The following is a 16,120-nucleotide window of genomic DNA, read 5'->3' as shown; positions in this document are numbered from 1 at the left end:
CGTTCTTCACGGGATCTCCTGATCAGCCCAGATGATCTTTCCGCCCGCCGTGTACCGGGCACCCCAGCGGTGGGCGAGTTGGGCCACGAGAAAGAGGCCACGGCCGCCTTCGTCGGTGCTCCGCGCATGTCTCAGCCGCGGAGCGGTGCTGCTTCCGTCGGCGACCTCGCAGGTCAGGCGGGCGTCGCGGAGGAGCCGTAGGTGTATGGGTGGTTCGGCGTAGCGAATCGCGTTGGTGACCAGCTCGCTCACGATGAGTTCTGTGGTCATGGCCAGGTCCCCGAGACCCCAGGCTTCCACCTGGCGCGTCGCCCGGGCCCGGACTTCGGCGACGGCGGCGGGGTCCATGGGAACGTCCCACGAGACGACATGGTCGGGACCCAAGGCGTGCGTGCGCGTCAGGAGGAGGGCAATGTCGTCGGGCCGAGGAACCGGCACCAGCTGCTGCACCGCGGACGTGCACAGGTCGGAGAGGCCGACGTCCGGCTGGGCCAGCACCTCGCCGAGCCGGGACATGCCCAGCTCCATGTCGTGGTCGACTCCCTCGATGAGGCCGTCGGTGTAGAGGCCGAGCAGGCTGTTCTCGGCGAGTTCGATCTCGGTGGCCTCGAACGCCATGCCGCCCAGCCCGAGCGGAGGGCCGGCGGGAAGTTCCGGGAAGGAGATGTGCCCGTCGGGTGCGACGACGACAGGTGGCGGATGTCCGGCCCGGGCCATGGTGCAACGCCTGGTGACCGGGTCGTAGACGGCGTACAGGCAGGTCGCTCCGAGGAAGGCGGTCGAACTCCGGTTGGCCGCATCGTCGTCGGTCTTCTCCTCGCTCAACCGGAGCACGAGGTCGTCGAGATGGGCCAGCAGTTCGTCGGGAGGCAACTCCATGTCCGCGAGTGTCTGCACCGCAGTGCGCAGTCGGCCCATGGTCGCCGCCGCGGTGATGCCGTGACCCACCACATCGCCGACGACGAGGGCCACACGAGCGCCGGACAGCGGGATCACGTCGAACCAGTCACCGCCGACCCCGTCCGTCGCATCCGCCGGCAGGTACGAGGAAGCCACCTCCAGAGCCGTTCCTCCCGTCAGGGCATGGGGCAGCAGACTGCGCTGAAGAGTGACCGCTGCCGTGTGTTCCCTGGTGTAGCGGCGGGCGTTGTCGACGCACAGCGCCGCTCGTGCCACCAGATCCTGTGCCAGCAAGACGTCGTCGGGCTGGAACGAGACGGTATTGAGCGACCGTACGAACGTGGTGAGGCCCAGGGCGGTGTTCCGGGCCCGCATCGGCACGCAGATGAGGGAGTGCAGTCCGAACTCGCGGATTTTTGTCGCCTTCCCGGACTGTTCGGCGACCCACAGGTCCTCGGAGGGGGCGAGGGTCGGGATGAGGACCGGCTCGCCGCTGATGAGCAGCTCCGCGTCGTGCGGCGGGGGCAGGAAGTCCGCCCTCTCCCCGATCCGCGCCACGGCCTCCGGGCAGCCCTCTCGTACCGAGCTCATTCCGGCGCGGCGCAGCACCGGCGTGGCGGAGGCCGGTCCCGCATCGGTCAGCCACGCTCCGTGCCCCTCGGTGCTGAGGACGGGCTCCAGGAGATCGACGATGACGAAGTCCGCGAAGTCGGGAACGGCGAAGTCGGCGAGTTCCTGAGCCGTCTGCATGACGTCGAGAGTCCTGCCGATCCTGGTCCCCGCTTCGTTGACCAGCGACAGAAGCTGGCGGGCGTTCCACCGCTCGGTGACGTCCGAGACCATGTAGCCGACGCCCGTGACGGAGTTGTCGGCGTCCAGCAGGGGGAAGAAGGACGTGGAGTAGGCGTGTTGGCGGTGTGGATCGGCCCAACTCCATCCCGCATACTCGTAGTCGGTCACCGGGACGCCGGTCACCAGCACCTTGCGCATCAGCCTCTCGATGGTGTCCGCCTGCAGCCCGGGAAACAGGTCGCTCAGCCGACGCCCCAGCCGCTGCTCTCGGGGCACACCGCCGAAGCGTTCCAGAGTGTCGTTCAGCCACACGTAGCGCAGGTCCAAATCCATCACGGCCATGCCGACCGGAGAGCGGGTCTGGAAGCCCTCGAGGACCGACTGGCTCACCGTCCACTGCTGCTTCCGCTCCCGCGCCGAGATCAGGAAGCACTCGCCCGAGCCGACACCGAAGGACGCGGAGACACGCAGATCGACATCGATGCTGCTGCCGTCGCGGTGCCGTACAGGGATGAGACCGCTCCACCCCATGCCGCCGCGGCACCTCTGCGCGATGCCGGCCACCCGTGCCGGGTCCCCGCGCATCGCCAGCAGACGCGCGGCCGACCCGCCGACCACCTCTCGTGCCGGGTGGCCGAGGAGGTCTTCGGCGCCCCGGGTCCAGCCGACCACGACGCCGTCCGCGGACACGACCGCGGCCGCGTCGGTGGATGCGTCGAAGCGATCGAGCGGTCCCGCGGGCGTATCGGAACCGTTTTGCGCAGAAGCCATGGGCCTCATCCCCTACACGACCATGTTCCTGCTATCGGGGTTCATTCGCAGTGCATCGGGCTTCAGCCCGGTGGTGAAGCGAGTCTTCACCTGCGGCGCGGAGCGTCGCGGTGTCGTGCCCTGCGGAGGGGTGGTGCTGTTTTTCAGGGCTGGTGACGCGGAGCGTTACGGCGGAGTGATGGGTCAGGTCGGCCGGTTCTGTTGCTCGCTGTACTGCTTGATGCTGGTCAGGGGTGCGCCGCCCACGGTGCCGGCGAAGCAGGACCCGGACCAGAGCTTGTTGCCCCGCCAGTAGTGTCGGACGAGATCAGGGAATTCCTGGCGCAGGCGTCGGGAAGAGACGCCCTTGAGGGAGTTGACGAGTTTGGTCACGGCCACCTTCGGGGGGAAGTTCACTAGGAGGCGGACGTGATTGCGATTGCTCTCTCCGTTGAACTCGATCAGCTCGAACTCGACGTCGGCGCAGACCGCCCGCATGATCTCCTCCATGCGCCGCTGATGAGAATCCGTGAACACCTTGTGCCGGAACTTGGTCACAAAGACCAAGTGGACGTGCATGACGAAAACGCGGTGCCTGCCAGTTCTGATGTTCGGCATCTCGCTCATCACCCGAGTACGTAGGGTGACGGTCATGCACCTCAGGTACAGCTTTCGCCTGTACCCGGAGCCCGGCCAGCGATCCGCGCTGGCTAGAGCGTTCGGGTGCGCACGCGTGGTGTTCAACGACGCGGTGCGTGCCCGCCGTGACGCCTATGCCGCCAAGGGGCCCTACCCCACGTCCAGGGTCCTGTCGGCGTCGCTGATCACCGAGGCGAAGCAGCGCCCCGGGCGTTCATGGCTCGGTGACGTTTCCGCGGTGGTACTGCAGCAGGCGCTGCGGGACGCGGATACCGCCTACGCCAACTTCTTCGCCTCCCTCAAAGGGGAACGCAAAGGGCCCAAGATCGGTGAGCCGTCCTTCCGCTCCCGCAAGGATTCCCGGCAGGCGGTCCGGTTCACCGCAAACGCCCGCTGGAAGATCACCGAGGGCGGGCGGCTGTCCCTGCCGAAGATCGGCGAGGTGCGAGTGAAGTGGTCGCGGAGCCTGCCGTCGGTGCCGTCCACGGTAACGGTGATCAAGGACGCGGCCGGCCGGTACTTCGCCAGCTTCGTCATCGACACCGACCCAGTGGCCGACGCCGCCAAGATGCCCGCCCCTGACCCAGGCTCCTGCCTCGGTATTGATCTTGGACTCACGCACTTCGCGGTCCTGGACGACGGCACGAAGATCGACTCCCCGCGGTTTTTGCGCCGTGCGGAGAAGAAGCTGAAGAAGGCCCAGCGGGGGCTGTCCCGCAAACAGAAGGGATCGAAGAACCGTGAGAAGGCCCGGCTGAAAGCCGCCCGCGCCCACGCCCGAGTCGCTGACGCGCGCAGAGAGTTCCACCATCAGCTCTCCACCTGGATCATCCGTGAGAATCAAACGGTGATTGTGGAGGACCTGGCGGTCAACGGACTCGCGCGCACGAGGCTGGCCAAGAGCGTGCATGACGCGGGCTGGTCCCAGTTCGTCGCCATGCTGGAGTACAAGGCGAAGCGGTACGGGCGCGAGTTCGTACGGATCGGCCGGTTCACCCCGACCACCCGCACCTGCTCCGCCTGCGGACATCTCGACGGACCCAAACCGTTGTCCGTGCGGGAGTGGACCTGCCCCGCCTGCGACACCCTGCACGATCGCGACATCAACGCCGCGAAGAACGTCAAAGCCGCCGGACAGTGCGGTTCGAGCCTGCGGAGCGTCGGTAAGACCAAACCCCCAGCATCATCGGGGGCAAGGCACGATGTGAAGAAGCAGGAAGCCACGGAATCCCGTACCGAAAACCGTGCCGCGTAGCGGCACAGCTTCCCGTACGGGACGGCCAGAATCCTCGGGCTTCAGCCTGAGGAGCATGTCAATCCGCCCGATGTGCACCATGCCGGCGGGAGGGTGGCCGAGCGGGCCGCGGCCCTGCGCCGCCGGCGAGCACCACGCATTGGGCAAGGCGCTGGCACGGGGGCAACATGGAAGTGCAGGTGGTCGGTACCCCGAGCGCGCGAGGGTGCCGACGCGGGTGGGCACGGCCTACCGGCTGGTCAAGGAGGTCTGGGATGGCAGCCGAACCCTTCCCGTCCAACGGTGACGAGCACGGTCCCGAGCCGCCTCGGCCGACTGGACTGCTGGACCTGCTGAGCGTGGCCGCGTTGGTCGTCGACGCCGACGGGCGCCTCGTGTTCTGGACCCCACAGGCCGAGGAACTCTTCGGCTACACCTCGGAAGAGGCCCTCGGCAAGTACGCGGCACGGCTGTTCATCCATCCCGAGCACCTGCAGGCCGTCACGCGCCTGTTCGCGGAGGTGCTGGAAACCGGCCGGAGCTGGGCCGGCACCTTCCCCATCCGTCACAAGGACGGCAGCATCCGGCTGACGGAGTTCCGGAACATGCGGCTGGTGGACGATCTCGGAAGTGTTCACGCTCTGGGCATCGCAGCCGACCACAACCTGCTCCAGCGCGTCGAGACCGACCTGGCGCTGTGCGAGCGGTTGATCAGCCAGTCACCGATCGGCATCGCCCTCATGGACCCCGCCCTGCACTATCTCCTGGTCAACCCGGCTCTGGAGCGTATCGACGGCATCCCCGCCGAAGACCACATCGGCCGAGGTCTGAGAGAGACCCTGCCCTTTCCCGACGTCGACACCATCGAGTCCGCGCTGCGTCAGGTGCTCGCCACCGGCACCCCGCTGCTCGACCAGTACCACGTGGGCCGTCCCCCGGCCGACCCCGACCACGAGCACGCCTGGTCCCTCTCCTTCTACCGGCTGGAGGACCCCGGCGGGCGGGTCCTGGGAGCGGCCACCTCGGTCGTCGACGTCACCGAGCGGCACCGAGTGGCTGCCCAGGCCGACCAGGCCCGACGACGCCTGGCCCTCATCGCCGACGCCTCCACCCGCGTGGGCACCACCTTGGAGGTGGAGCAGACCGCCCAGGAACTGGCCGACATCGCCACCCCCGAACTCGCCGACGTGGTCGCCGTGGACATCCTGGACTCCGCCCTGGCCTGCCGCGCACGCAGACACGGCGACGGCCCGGAGCTCTTCCGCGCCCTTGCACTCAAGGCGGCCCACCCCACCGTGGCACTGCGCGCCGCCGACCCGCCCGGTGACCTCGCGGCCTACGACAGTGACCGCCTGGTCACCCTGTGCGTCCACACCGGTCGGCCGGTCCTGGTGAGCCATGTCGGCGACCACGATCTGCCGCGCATCGCCCGTAACGCCGAGGCCACCTCGCTTCTGGCCCGCGCCGGCGTCCATTCCTACCTCGCGGTGCCCTTGATCGCCCACGGCGAGGTGCTCGGCGCCCTCGACCTCAAGCGCACCCGCAACCCGCGCCCCTTCGAGCAGGACGACGTCACCCTCGCCACTGAGCTGGCCGGCCGCGCCGCCGTGGCCATCGACAACGCCCGCTGGTTCCAGAGCGTGCGCAACACCGCCCTCACCCTCCAGCGCAGCCTGCTGCCCGACCACCCACCGCACCACACCGGCCTGAAAATCGCCTCCCGCTACCAACCCGCCCAGGCCACCAGCGAGGTCGGCGGCGACTGGTACGACATCATTCCCCTGACCGGCGACAGGACCGCCCTGGTCATCGGCGACGTCATGGGCAACGGCATCGACGCCGCGGCCACCATGGGCCGACTGCGCACCGCCACCTGCGCCTACGCGGAACTCGACCTCGCCCCGGGCGTCCTGCTCCAGCACCTGGACAAGATCACCTGCGACCTGGAGCACTACATCGTCACCTGCATCTACGCCGTGTACGACCCCCACACAAAGGAGTGCCACATCGCCAACGCGGGACACATGCCGCCCGCCCTGGCCCGCCCGGGCCGCACCCCCGCACTGCTCGACCTGCCCCCCGGAGCCCCCCTCGGTGTCGGCGGCATCCCCTTCGAGACCACCACCGTCGAGCTCAGCACCGACGACCTCTTCGTCCTCTACACCGACGGCCTCGTCGAAACCCGGCACCACTCCATAGACGACCGCCTGAACTTCCTCCTCAGCTTCCTCGACACCCCCGATCGACCCCTCGAAGAAACCTGCGACCTCCTGCTGCACGGCCTGCGCCACCCCGACGACCACGACGACGTCGCCCTGCTCGTCACCCGGGCTCTGTAGGCGTATGGCTCGATGGCCGCGCGCGGAGCCGCACAGGCACAGCGCTTCGCGAGGCTCCTGTCGGTCCACCGCTGGGCCGTTCCTTACGGATCACCACACAAGTAGCGAGGTGTCGGTGGTGTGATGGCGTCAGGCGAACTGAGCATTGTTCGACCAGGAACCACCTAGAGGTGTGGCATGACCGCGTGCAGCCGTCGGGGCCGGAACGGATCAGGTTCTGGACGGTGCTGCGCGGCTTGCTCCTGCCGATCCTGCTCGGGACCGGCGTCGCGTGCTTCGCCTACCACCCGGTCGCGGCGATGGTTCTCGGTGGGCTCTTCGCATTGTCGTTCGTCGTGGGGTTCGGGCTGCGCCGCAGAGAGCCTTCAGTGAAGATCCGACTGGACCGCGGTCAGTCGATGCCTTCGACGATGCGGAAGTCGCGCTCGACGCCGTCGGAGAGGGCGACCAGCGCCTCCTGGTAGGCCGCACTCTCGTGCGCCGCGACGGCCTGCTCGAAGCTGTCGAACTCGATCAGAACGGTGCGCTCGGCGATACCGGCGTCATGCGCCACGACCCGACCGCCACGGACGAAGGTCCGGCCGCCCCCGGCCTTGACGGCCGGAGCGGCCAGCTTGTTGTAAGCAGCCAGCTTCTCAGGGTCTGAAATGGTGCGGTAGACGCTGACCCAGTAGCCCTTGGGCATGGAACCTCCAGTGTGGGGATGAGTGCACCTGACTTACGGGTTGGTCTCGGACGAGCGTCGGCGGGCGAGAGCGAGGCTTGTCAGCGTCGTGATCGCCATGGCGCCGATGCCGACCAGCGCCGCGGTGGTGTAGGCGCCGTCGTCGGGGAAGAGGTGGCCGGGGCCGGTGCCCGCGGCGAGGATCAGGCCGCCGATGGCGCTGCCCAGGGAGTACCCGACGCTGCGGACGACATAGTTGAAGCTCATGGCGCTCGACGTCTCGCTCTTGGGGGTGACGGCCAGGATGACGCCGGGCATCGCGGCCGAGAAGCCGCCGACGCCGACGCCGAGCACGCCCATCGCCGTGAACAGTTCGGCCAGGTCCGACCGGGCCGCCGCGAACAGGGCGAACCCGCCGCCGACCACGACGGCGCTGCCGGCCAGGAGCAGGGGGCCGGTGATCCGCGTCCGGACCCGCGGCGTGAGCTTGCCGGCGACGAACCCCAGCACCGAGAACGGGATGAGGACCAGCCCGGAGACGAAGGTCGTCAGCCCGAAGCCGTATCCGGCGCCGCGCGGCGTCTGCGCGTACCGGGTGATGAGCGTGAGCAGGAGGTACATGCCGATCCCGCCGACGAACATGGCGAGGTTCGCCCCGGCGACCGCCGGGTGCCGCACCGCCCGCACATCGACCAGGGGCGTCGTGCTGCGCAGCTCGATGACGGCCCAGACGCAGAGCAGCACCACCGCGACGACGGCGAGGCCCGCCGCCACGGCGAGGTGCCGGCTCCACAGATTCCGTTCGCCGGCGAGGAACAGCACCAGGAGCAGCGCAGCGGCCAGGACGACCGCGCCTGTCACGTCCACGTGGGCGGAGCGGCCTGTGGGGGCTTCGGGCATGGAGCGCCAAGCGGTCAGGAGGGCGGCGGCGGTGACGACCAGGCCGAGGCCGTAGGCGGCCCGTACCCCGCCGAGCTCGGCGAGCAGTGCGGTCAGCGGGTAGCCGACGCCGGCCCCGATGATCGAGACCACCGAGATCAGGGCGATCACGGCCGCGCTGCGCTCCTCGGGGAGGTGGTCCCGGGCCACGCCCATCATCAGCGCCGTCAGCCCGAGCCCGACGCCCTGGGCCGCCCTGCCGGCCAGCAGCCACGCGAACGGCAGCGGCAGAACGGTGAGCGCGCTGCCGGCGACGACGACCGCCAGCGTGGCGAGGATCGTGGCCCGCCGGTGCGGGCCGGCTCCGAGCCGGCCCAGGACCGGCGTGGCGACGGCGCCGCTGAGCAGCGCGACGGTCAGCGTCCACTGCGCGCTGCCGAGCGAGACGTGGAACGAGGTCGCCACGCTGGTGATGAGTGGCGTCCCGAGGCTGGCGACCGCCGCCACGACCAGAGCGATGAACATCAGGGCGGGGACCAGCAGCCGCGCCTCGGAACGTGCCACCGGGAACGCCTTCGCCGAGACCCCGCCGACCGGCTGCCCGGTCACTGCTTCGGGCCTTCGCGGTCCTGGCTTTCGAGCTCTGCCAGATGCTTCAGCGCCGGAAGGGCTGCCACCAGCGCCTCGACCTCGTCGCCGGTGAGCCCGCCGATCAACCGCTCGAACGCGTGGACGCCCGCCTGGTGCCGCGTCCGGACATAGGAGGCGCCGGCCTCGGTCAGGCACACCAGTGTGACCCGCTTGTCGGACGAGTTGCCCCGCCGCTCGACCAGGCCGGACTTCTCCATCACCCGGACCAGGGCGGTCATCGCGGGCTGGGTGACGCCCTCGACTGCGGCCAGATCGGTGATGCGCCGCGGTCCGGTCCGGTCCAGGGTGGCCAGGGTGGCGGCGGACGTCAGGCTCATGTCCCGGGGCAGGCGTCTCGCGGCCCTGGTGGCCAGGCCGTAGAGGGCTGCCCCGATGGCGGCGGACGCGCCAGGAGCGGTGTCTTGACGACTCATGCTCGAAGCATAGCAATTTTATATTCATAGTTTATGGAAATGGTCGACTGGCGCGGGCGGCCTCGACCGCTGGGAGCCGGTGACGTCGCGGTGCGCTGCCGCATCGACTTCAACTACGTCCTCGGCCTGGAGCTGGAAGACCCGGCTGCCACCACAGCGTCCTGTCCGACTTCCGCGACCGGCTCGCCGAGGGCGACCGCGCCGACCGGCTGCCGGCCCTCGCGCTCACCCGGATCCGGCGGGCCGGCTTGCTCAAGAGCCGCGGCACCCAGCGCACCGACTCCACCCACATCCTGTCCGCCGCACGGGAGCTGACCCGCCTGGAACTGGTGACCGAGGCGGTCCGCGCCGTCTTGGAGGCCATGGCCCACCACGCGCCGGAGGTGCTGGACGAGCTGGATACCGCCGAGTGGGCGGAGCGCTATGGGCGTCCTGCAACGCCTGGTGCCAGTGACCAGCACCCCGGCCCGGGTTGTCATGCTGAGCGCGTGATGGGGGAAGCGACGCCGATGTGGTGGTGGGGCAGCGCGTGAGTGGAGGCGACCAGAGCTGTATCCGTCAGGACCTCGACAGGCACGTTCGCGGAGCCGCTCAGCCGCGCGGGAGCCTTGAAATGTTCCGGTGCGGCACCCGGGGAGGAGGAGCGGTTTGTCGGCACCTTCAAGGGGGTGTCGACGTGGTCAGAGCGGGGTCGCATGAGCACATGGCCGTGGCGACGGCAGTGGAATTCTCTCCGGGGACGCAGCGACGTCAGGGCAGTCGGCCCGCCGGTCAGGTCTCCATCACGGCATCGCAGTCGGGGCACACCGCGGACGCGTACTCCTCGGGATACCACGGCCCCTCAGAGTGTTCAGAGGGCTTCCAACTGGGCGTCTCCATGGCGAAGGTGTCTTTGCCGCAGAGGGTTCGTGGTCCCGTCGCGGTGGGTGTCCCCGGGGCGGCTGGCGCAGCGTGCACCCGGCGGACGGCCCGGTCGGTGCCACGCGGTACGCGCGGGGAGTCACGCGTGGTCACTGCCTTGTCGAGCTCGTACACGATGAGGACTTCGCCCATGTCTCTACGATAGGCGGCCGCACCGCGGCCCCGCCTGCCCGCGGCCAGCTGGACCGCTGCGCGGATCTGGCGCCGATTCGAGTCCGGTCACTTCGAGCTCCGTTCGGACCTCGTTGGCCGTGCGACGCGGCGGCCGCAGCGCGCCCGAGAACGCGGCGTGTGGGGCTCGATTCCCCTGGTGGATTGCGTGACTGCGGGGCCGGCCGCCGAAGTGGCCCGCAAGGCGGCCGACGCTGCGCACCTTGCCCTTGACTGCCCTGCTCAACGACGGCGTTTTCATCCCTCGCACAGCCACCGTCAGAGCAACCAGAGGCGCCCACCGGAAGGTGTCGGCAGCCTCGCCGGTGGGCGAGGAGCAATGACCAGCCCGCCACTGCCCCCACCCCGTACGCCGGGCCGTCGAGCGCGGCGACGGCCATGCCGAAGCTGCGCGGGGCGCAGGTGGTGAGCGCCGGGATGCAGTCGGCGGGCCACGAACGGCAGGGCGTCTGTGCGTCTCGGTGGCGATGCGCTCCAGGACCGGCTGGAAGGTCGTCGAGGGGGACTGGATCACCGTTCTGCCGTCCTGCCGGTCCTGGTGCTCGTCGGCTCAGCTGCCCTGCGGGCTGCCGGTGCCGGCGAGCACTTCGGGCCGCAGCAGCGCTTCGAGCCTCTCGGCGGGCAGCAGGCCCTTCTCCAGGACGAGTTCGGCCACGCCTCGGCCGCTGGCGAGGGCCTCCTTGGCGATGTCGGTGGCGCGATGCGCTCCAGGACCGGCTGGAAGGTCGTCGAGGGGGACAGGATCACCGTTCTGCCGTCCTGCCGGTCCTGGTGCTCGTCGGCTCAGCTGCCCTGCGGGCCGCCGGTACCGGCGAGCACTTCGGGCCGCAGCAGCGCTTCGAGCCTCTCGGCGGGCAGCAGGCCCTTCTCCAGGACGAGTTCGGCCACGCCTCGGCCGCTGGCGAGGGCCTCCTTGGCGATGTCGGTGGCGGCCGTGTAGCCGATGTGCGGGTTGAGAGCGGTCACCAGGCCGATGGAGTTCTCGACCGCGGCGCGCAGTTCCTCCGTGTTGGCGGTGATCCCGGAGACGCAGCGCTCGGCGAGGGTCAGGCAGGCGTTGCGCAGATGCGTGATGCTCTCGGAGAGGGAGTGCAGGATGATCGGTTCGAACGCGTTGAGCTGGAGCTGTCCCGCCTCGGCCGCCATGGTGATGGTGACGTCGTTGCCGATCACCTCGAAGGCGACCTGGTTGACGACCTCGGGAATGACCGGGTTGACCTTGCCGGGCATGATGCTCGAGCCTGCCTGCACCGGCGGCAGGTTGATCTCGTTGAGGCCCGCGCGCGGCCCGGAGGACAGCAGCCGCAGGTCGTTGCAGCTCTTGGAGAGCTTGACCGCGATCCGCTTGAGTACGCCCGACATCTGGACGAAGGCACCACAGTCCTGGGTCGCCTCGACCAGGTTGGCCGCCGTCACCAGGGGCAGCCCGGTGATGTCGGCGAGGTGGCGGCGGGCGGACTCGGCATATCCGGCGGGGGCGTTGAGTCCGGTGCCGATCGCCGTGGCACCCAGGTTGATTTCATGGATCAACTCGACGGCCTCGTCAAGACGGCTGCGATCCTCACCAATCATGACGGCAAAAGCAGAGAACTCTTGACCGAGCGTCATGGGTACCGCGTCCTGCAACTGTGTACGGCCCATCTTGAGCACGTCGCGGAACTCGACGGCCTTGCCGGCGAAGGCGTCCTGCAGTACAGCCATCGCCTTGAGCAACCCGCGCACCGCGAACACGGTCGCTATCTTCACTGCGGTCGGATAGACGTCGTTGGTTGACTGGCTCAGATTGACGTCTTCATTGGGGTGCAGGAACTCGTATCGGCCCTTCTCATGGCCCAGCAGTTCCAACGCCCGGTTGGCAATGACCTCGTTGGCGTTCATGTTCGTCGAGGTGCCGGCGCCGCCCTGGATGACGTCGACGACGAACTGGTCGTGCAGTTTGCCATCGCGGATCTCCCGGCATGCCTCGACGATGGCCGCTGCCTTGGCCGGGTCGAGCAGGCCGAGTTCCTCGTTGGCGCGGGCGGCGGCTTCCTTCACGGCGGCGAGGGCGTCGATCAGGTGAGGGTAGGCGGAGATCGGTGTGCCCGTGATGGGGAAGTTCTCCGTGGCGCGCAGGGTGTGGACGCCCCAGTACGCCTCGGCGGGGACGTCGCGGTCGCCGAGCAGGTCGTGTTCGCTGCGGTGGGAGGCTGCGGTGGTCATGCGGTGCGGGTCTTCCTTCAGCTGTGAGCGGGTGAGTCAGGCGCAGGTGCCGTACGGCGTGGCAGCCGCGAGCGGGTTCAGGGCGCGGGTCGGCCGGATACTGCCGACCACCGCCCCGCCGCCGAGGAGCGGTGCGCCCGCGAACTCGGCGAGCACGGACGGATCGATGCCGCAGCGGGCCAGGGCGGCGGCGGTCACCGGGACGCGCGCCCGGTCGGCGCCGTCGGCGATCTTCACGGCGACGGCACGGCCGTCCGGCAGGGCCGCGACCTGGACGCCTTCGAAGCCGTCCTTGGTGAGGAGCCCCGGCACGGCGCGCATCAGCGCGCCGACGTCGCGGCCCGAGCCGGAGGCCATCTCGGCGTGCTCGCGCATCGCGTCGGCCACCTGTGCCTCGGGCGTGCCCGGGGCCGCGGTGGTGATCCGGGCGGCGGCGCGTGCCAGCCCGTGCAGTGAGATGGAGAAGAGGGGCGCGCCGCAGCCGTCGACGGTCACCTGGGCGATCGCCTGGCCGGTGAGATGCTCGACGCTCTCGGCGATGGCCTGCTGCAGGGGGTGCGCCGGGTCCAGGTAGTCGTCGAGCGACCAACCGTTGAGCTGCGCGGTCATCAGCATCGCCGCGTGCTTGCCGGAGCAGTTCTGCGCGAGCCGGGAGGGGAGGCGCCCCTCGCGTACCCAGGCCTCCCGGACCACCGGGTCGAAGGGCAGGTCCGGGACGTTGCGCAGGGCGTCCTCGGGCAGTGCGGCCAGCTCCAGGATGCGCCGGGTGCCGGCGAGGTGCCGGTCCTCGCCGGAGTGGCTGGCCGCGGTCAGCGACAGCAGCTCGCCGTCCAGCGGCAGTCCGGCGCGCACCATGGCCACGGCCTGCAGCGGCTTGAGTGCCGAACGGGGGTAGAAGGCGGCCTCGATGTCGCCGATCTGGAGGTCCACGTTGCCGTCGGCGGCCAGGACGACGACCGAGCCGTAGTGGATGCCCTCGATGACCCCGCCGCGCACGAGCTGGGCGACCGGGGCGTGGAGAGGTTCGCGTATCGCGGGAGCCTCGGCCACCGAACTGCCGTACTTCACTGCTTGGTTCACTACCTGATTCATTGCTTGGTTCACTGCTTGATTCACGGCGGGGTTCACCGGTCTGTTCCGACGCGCACGGCGGCGACCCGGCGGCGCACCCCGTACCAGCCGGCGACGAGAGCCGCGACGATCAGTGGCAGGCACAGCACGGTGGTACGTCCCGCGCCCCCGTCGGCGTACATCAGCACGAGCACGGAGACGAGGAAGCCGATGGTGACGATCTCGGTCCAGGGCGAGCCGGGCAGCCGGTAGCCCGGCCGGGACAGCTCGCCGTTCTGGGTCTTCCGCCAGAACAGCAGGTGGCAGAGCATGATCATGCCCCAGGTGGAGAGGATGCCGATCGCCGCGAAGTTCAGCACGATCTCGAACGCGTCGGCGGGGACGACGAAGTTGAGGCCGACACCGAGGACGCAGATGCCGCTGGTGAGCAGGATGCCGCCGTAGGGGACCTGGCTGCGGCTCATCACGCCGGTGAACCTCGGGGCCGAGCCGGACACCGCCATGGAACGCAGGATGCGGCCGGTGGAGTACAGACCGGAGTTGAGGGACGACATGGCCGCGGTGAGGACTACGAGGTTCATGACGCCGCCTGCTGCGGGGATGCCGATGTGGGACAGCACGGTGACGAAGGGGCTCTGGGCGGCGCTGTAGGAGGTCCAGGGCAGCAGCATGGACAGCAGGACCACGGAGCCGACGTAGAAGAGACCGACGCGCCACATGATCGAGTTGATCGCCTTCGGCATGATCTTCTCGGGGTTCTCGGTCTCGCCCGCGGCGACGCCGACCAGTTCGACGGAGGCGTAGGCGAAGACGACGCCCTGGATGATCAGCAGCATCGGCAGCAGGCCGCTCGGGAAGATGCCGCCGTTGTCGGTGATCAGGGACGGGCCGGGGTGGTGGCCGTCCACGGGGTGCTGCGTGACCAGCAGGAAGATGCCGATCAGCATGAAGACCACGAGAGCGCTGACCTTGATGATCGCGAACCAGAATTCCAGTTCGCCGAACATCTTCACCGAGATGAGGTTCACGGTGAGTACGACGGCGAGAGCGATGAGCGCGATCACCCACTGCGGAATGTCGGAGAACATGCCCCAGTAATGGGTGTAGAGGGCGACAGCGGTGATGTCGGCGATACCGGTGGTGGCCCAGTTGAGGAAGTACATCCAGCCGGCGACGTAGGCGCCCTTCTCGCCGAGGAACTCACGGGCGTACGAGACGAAGGCACCGGAGGACGGCCGGTACAGGACGAGTTCGCCCAGCGCCCGCACGACGAGGAAGGCGAAGACGCCGCAGACCGCATAGGCGACGAAGAGGGAAGGGCCCGCATCGGCGAGACGGCCGCCCGCGCCCAGGAAGAGGCCGGTGCCGATGGCGCCGCCGATGGCGATCATGTTGACGTGCCGGGACTTCAGGGACTTGCTGTAGCCCGCGTCTCCGGCGTCGACGTGTTTGGCAGGGCCTGCCGCCGGGGTCGTCCGGGCCTCTTGTATCGCGTCTTCTTGAAGGGATCGTTCGCTCACGCCTGGGGTCCGCCTTCTGTGGGTGAGTCCGGGCGCTCGGGGCGCACGATGGAGGTGAGGGTGGTTTCGACGCGGTCGAGGTGGTGGGCCATGGCCTCCACCGCGTCGTGCTCGCTCCCGTCGACCAGCGCCTCGACGATGGCGCGGTGCTCGCGGTTGGACTGCTCACGGCGGTCGCCGAGCTCGTTCAGGAAGGCCGACTGGCGGGCCAGCGCGTCCCGGATCTCCTCGATGACCCGGCGGAAGACCGGGTTCTGAGAGGCCTCGGCCACGGCAATGTGGAAGATCGTGTCCATCGCGACCCACGCCGTGGTGTCGGTCTCCCGCTCCATCCGTTCCATGAGATGGGCGAGGTGGTCGAGGTTCTCCGGGGTCCGCCGCGTCGCCGCATACCCGGCGACCGGGATCTCGACGTGCCGGCGCACCTCGAGCAGGTCGCTGGCCGCGTAGTCGCCGAAGGTGGGGTCCTCGACGGCGTTGGCCACGACGAAGGTGCCCTTGCCGGTACGGGACACGGTCAGTCCCATCACCTGCAGGGCGCGCAAAGCTTCGCGGAGCACCGGGCGGCTGACTTCGAGGCGGCGGCAGAGCTCCGCCTCGGAGGGGAGCTTGTCGCCGATGGCGTACTCGCCGCGCTCGATGGCGCTGCGGAGGTGGGTGAGTACCGCTTCCATGGCGCTGACGCGCCGCGGCACCGAGCCACCTGTCTGGCTGTCTGACAGGTTCACGGAGGTGATCCTGCGGGGAACGGGAGGGGGCTGTCAAGGGTGGTTGACGTGAGAGGCCGCGTCCGGGCCCCGCACGCCGCCTCGCTGAGGTGCCCCGAAGTTCTCGGACAGCGGTCCTCATCCATTCTCTGTGTGGGTATCCCAGGCTTCAGCCGGGGATGGAAACGCATCTCAAGGCTGCTTCGACCGGTCATGTCTGCACGGATGTTCCGTCTGCGCAGGGGTTGCTGCTGCGTCCCGGACCAG

13 protein-coding genes and 1 pseudogene are annotated in these 16,120 nt (G+C 69.2%); 3 read left to right on the top strand and 11 right to left on the bottom strand.

The window, feature by feature from the left end; genetic code table 11:
* Nucleotides 1-6: 6 nt before the first annotated feature.
* Both OHO83_RS07965 and tnpA read right to left on the bottom strand, forming a co-directional pair.
* Entirely contained in the window at nt 7-2,463 is a 2,457-nt protein-coding gene (locus OHO83_RS07965; RefSeq protein WP_330278978.1) for a SpoIIE family protein phosphatase, read from the bottom strand.
* A 183-nt stretch (nt 2,464-2,646) separates the two neighbouring features.
* Nucleotides 2,647-3,069, bottom strand: coding sequence for an IS200/IS605 family transposase (gene tnpA / locus OHO83_RS07960; RefSeq protein WP_330280732.1), 423 nt, complete (start codon nt 3,067-3,069; stop codon nt 2,647-2,649).
* A 25-nt stretch (nt 3,070-3,094) separates the two neighbouring features.
* On the opposite strand from tnpA, the gene OHO83_RS07955 reads away from it, so the two are divergent.
* Nucleotides 3,095-4,336 carry an RNA-guided endonuclease InsQ/TnpB family protein gene (locus tag OHO83_RS07955; protein ID WP_330278977.1) on the top strand — a complete coding sequence of 414 codons (1,242 nt, stop codon included), beginning with the start codon at nt 3,095-3,097 and terminating at the stop codon, nt 4,334-4,336.
* A gap of 254 nt (nt 4,337-4,590) precedes the next feature.
* Nucleotides 4,591-6,654, top strand: coding sequence for a SpoIIE family protein phosphatase (locus OHO83_RS07950; RefSeq protein ID WP_330278976.1), 2,064 nt, complete (start codon nt 4,591-4,593; stop codon nt 6,652-6,654).
* 391 nt (nt 6,655-7,045) lie between these two features.
* On the opposite strand, the gene OHO83_RS07945 is transcribed toward OHO83_RS07950, so the two are convergent.
* The 3 genes from OHO83_RS07945 to OHO83_RS07935 are packed head-to-tail and all read right to left on the bottom strand — an operon-like array spanning nt 7,046 to nt 9,261.
* Nucleotides 7,046-7,339, bottom strand: coding sequence for a DUF1330 domain-containing protein (locus tag OHO83_RS07945; RefSeq protein WP_060897481.1), 294 nt, complete (start codon nt 7,337-7,339; stop codon nt 7,046-7,048).
* 33 nt (nt 7,340-7,372) lie between these two features.
* Nucleotides 7,373-8,806, bottom strand: a complete 1,434-nt coding sequence (locus OHO83_RS07940) for an MFS transporter (RefSeq protein ID WP_329432674.1) — start codon at nt 8,804-8,806, stop codon at nt 7,373-7,375.
* Entirely contained in the window at nt 8,803-9,261 is a 459-nt protein-coding gene (locus OHO83_RS07935) for a MarR family winged helix-turn-helix transcriptional regulator (RefSeq protein WP_405634144.1), read from the bottom strand. The genes OHO83_RS07940 and OHO83_RS07935 overlap by 4 nt, the downstream gene beginning before the upstream one ends.
* Before the next feature lie 248 nt (nt 9,262-9,509).
* On the opposite strand from OHO83_RS07935, the gene OHO83_RS07930 reads away from it, so the two are divergent.
* Nucleotides 9,510-9,794, top strand: a complete 285-nt coding sequence (locus tag OHO83_RS07930; protein ID WP_330278975.1) for a hypothetical protein — start codon at nt 9,510-9,512, stop codon at nt 9,792-9,794.
* 238 nt (nt 9,795-10,032) lie between these two features.
* On the opposite strand, the gene OHO83_RS07925 is transcribed toward OHO83_RS07930, so the two are convergent.
* From OHO83_RS07925 to OHO83_RS07895, 6 genes and pseudogenes are all read right to left on the bottom strand, one after another.
* The gene (locus tag OHO83_RS07925; protein WP_266677468.1) at nt 10,033-10,314 is read right to left on the bottom strand and encodes a hypothetical protein; all 282 of its coding nucleotides are present in this window, start codon (nt 10,312-10,314) and stop codon (nt 10,033-10,035) included.
* 589 nt (nt 10,315-10,903) lie between these two features.
* Nucleotides 10,904-11,062: pseudogene (aspA, locus tag OHO83_RS07915) on the bottom strand (aspartate ammonia-lyase); the annotation flags it as partial.
* 74 nt (nt 11,063-11,136) lie between these two features.
* Nucleotides 11,137-12,555: an aspartate ammonia-lyase gene (aspA, locus tag OHO83_RS07910; RefSeq protein WP_266677470.1), complete on the bottom strand. Its 1,419-nt coding sequence runs from the start codon at nt 12,553-12,555 to the stop codon at nt 11,137-11,139.
* A gap of 36 nt (nt 12,556-12,591) precedes the next feature.
* On the bottom strand, nt 12,592-13,647 hold the full coding sequence (locus OHO83_RS07905) for an asparaginase (protein ID WP_329432670.1): 1,056 nt from the start codon (nt 13,645-13,647) through the stop codon (nt 12,592-12,594).
* A 32-nt stretch (nt 13,648-13,679) separates the two neighbouring features.
* Entirely contained in the window at nt 13,680-15,146 is a 1,467-nt protein-coding gene (locus tag OHO83_RS07900; RefSeq protein WP_266677474.1) for an amino acid permease, read from the bottom strand.
* A complete protein-coding gene (locus OHO83_RS07895) occupies nt 15,143-15,874 on the bottom strand; it encodes a FadR/GntR family transcriptional regulator (RefSeq protein ID WP_266677476.1) in 732 nt (243 codons plus the stop codon). Before OHO83_RS07895 ends, OHO83_RS07900 begins: the two co-directional genes overlap by 4 nt.
* Nucleotides 15,875-16,120: the final 246 nt, after the last annotated feature.

Source organism: Streptomyces sp. NBC_00569 (genome assembly GCF_036345255.1).
Classification (GTDB): domain Bacteria; phylum Actinomycetota; class Actinomycetes; order Streptomycetales; family Streptomycetaceae; genus Streptomyces.
This window is presented reverse-complemented; position numbering and strand designations above follow the sequence as displayed.

Excerpts from the sequence above, each read along its gene's own strand:
- OHO83_RS07955 (WP_330278977.1), top strand. The coding sequence starts at position 3,095 with ATGCACCTCAGGTACAGCTTTCGCCTGTACCCGGAGCCCGGCCAGCGA.
- OHO83_RS07905 (WP_329432670.1), bottom strand. The coding sequence starts at position 13,647 with ATGAATCAGGTAGTGAACCAAGCAGTGAAGTACGGCAGTTCGGTGGCC.
- OHO83_RS07945 (WP_060897481.1), bottom strand. The coding sequence starts at position 7,339 with ATGCCCAAGGGCTACTGGGTCAGCGTCTACCGCACCATTTCAGACCCT.
- OHO83_RS07925 (WP_266677468.1), bottom strand. The coding sequence starts at position 10,314 with ATGGGCGAAGTCCTCATCGTGTACGAGCTCGACAAGGCAGTGACCACG.
- tnpA (WP_330280732.1), bottom strand. The coding sequence starts at position 3,069 with ATGAGCGAGATGCCGAACATCAGAACTGGCAGGCACCGCGTTTTCGTC.
- OHO83_RS07935 (WP_405634144.1), bottom strand. The coding sequence starts at position 9,261 with ATGAGTCGTCAAGACACCGCTCCTGGCGCGTCCGCCGCCATCGGGGCA.
- OHO83_RS07965 (WP_330278978.1), bottom strand. The coding sequence starts at position 2,463 with ATGGCTTCTGCGCAAAACGGTTCCGATACGCCCGCGGGACCGCTCGAT.
- OHO83_RS07950 (WP_330278976.1), top strand. The coding sequence starts at position 4,591 with ATGGCAGCCGAACCCTTCCCGTCCAACGGTGACGAGCACGGTCCCGAG.
- aspA (WP_266677470.1), bottom strand. The coding sequence starts at position 12,555 with ATGACCACCGCAGCCTCCCACCGCAGCGAACACGACCTGCTCGGCGAC.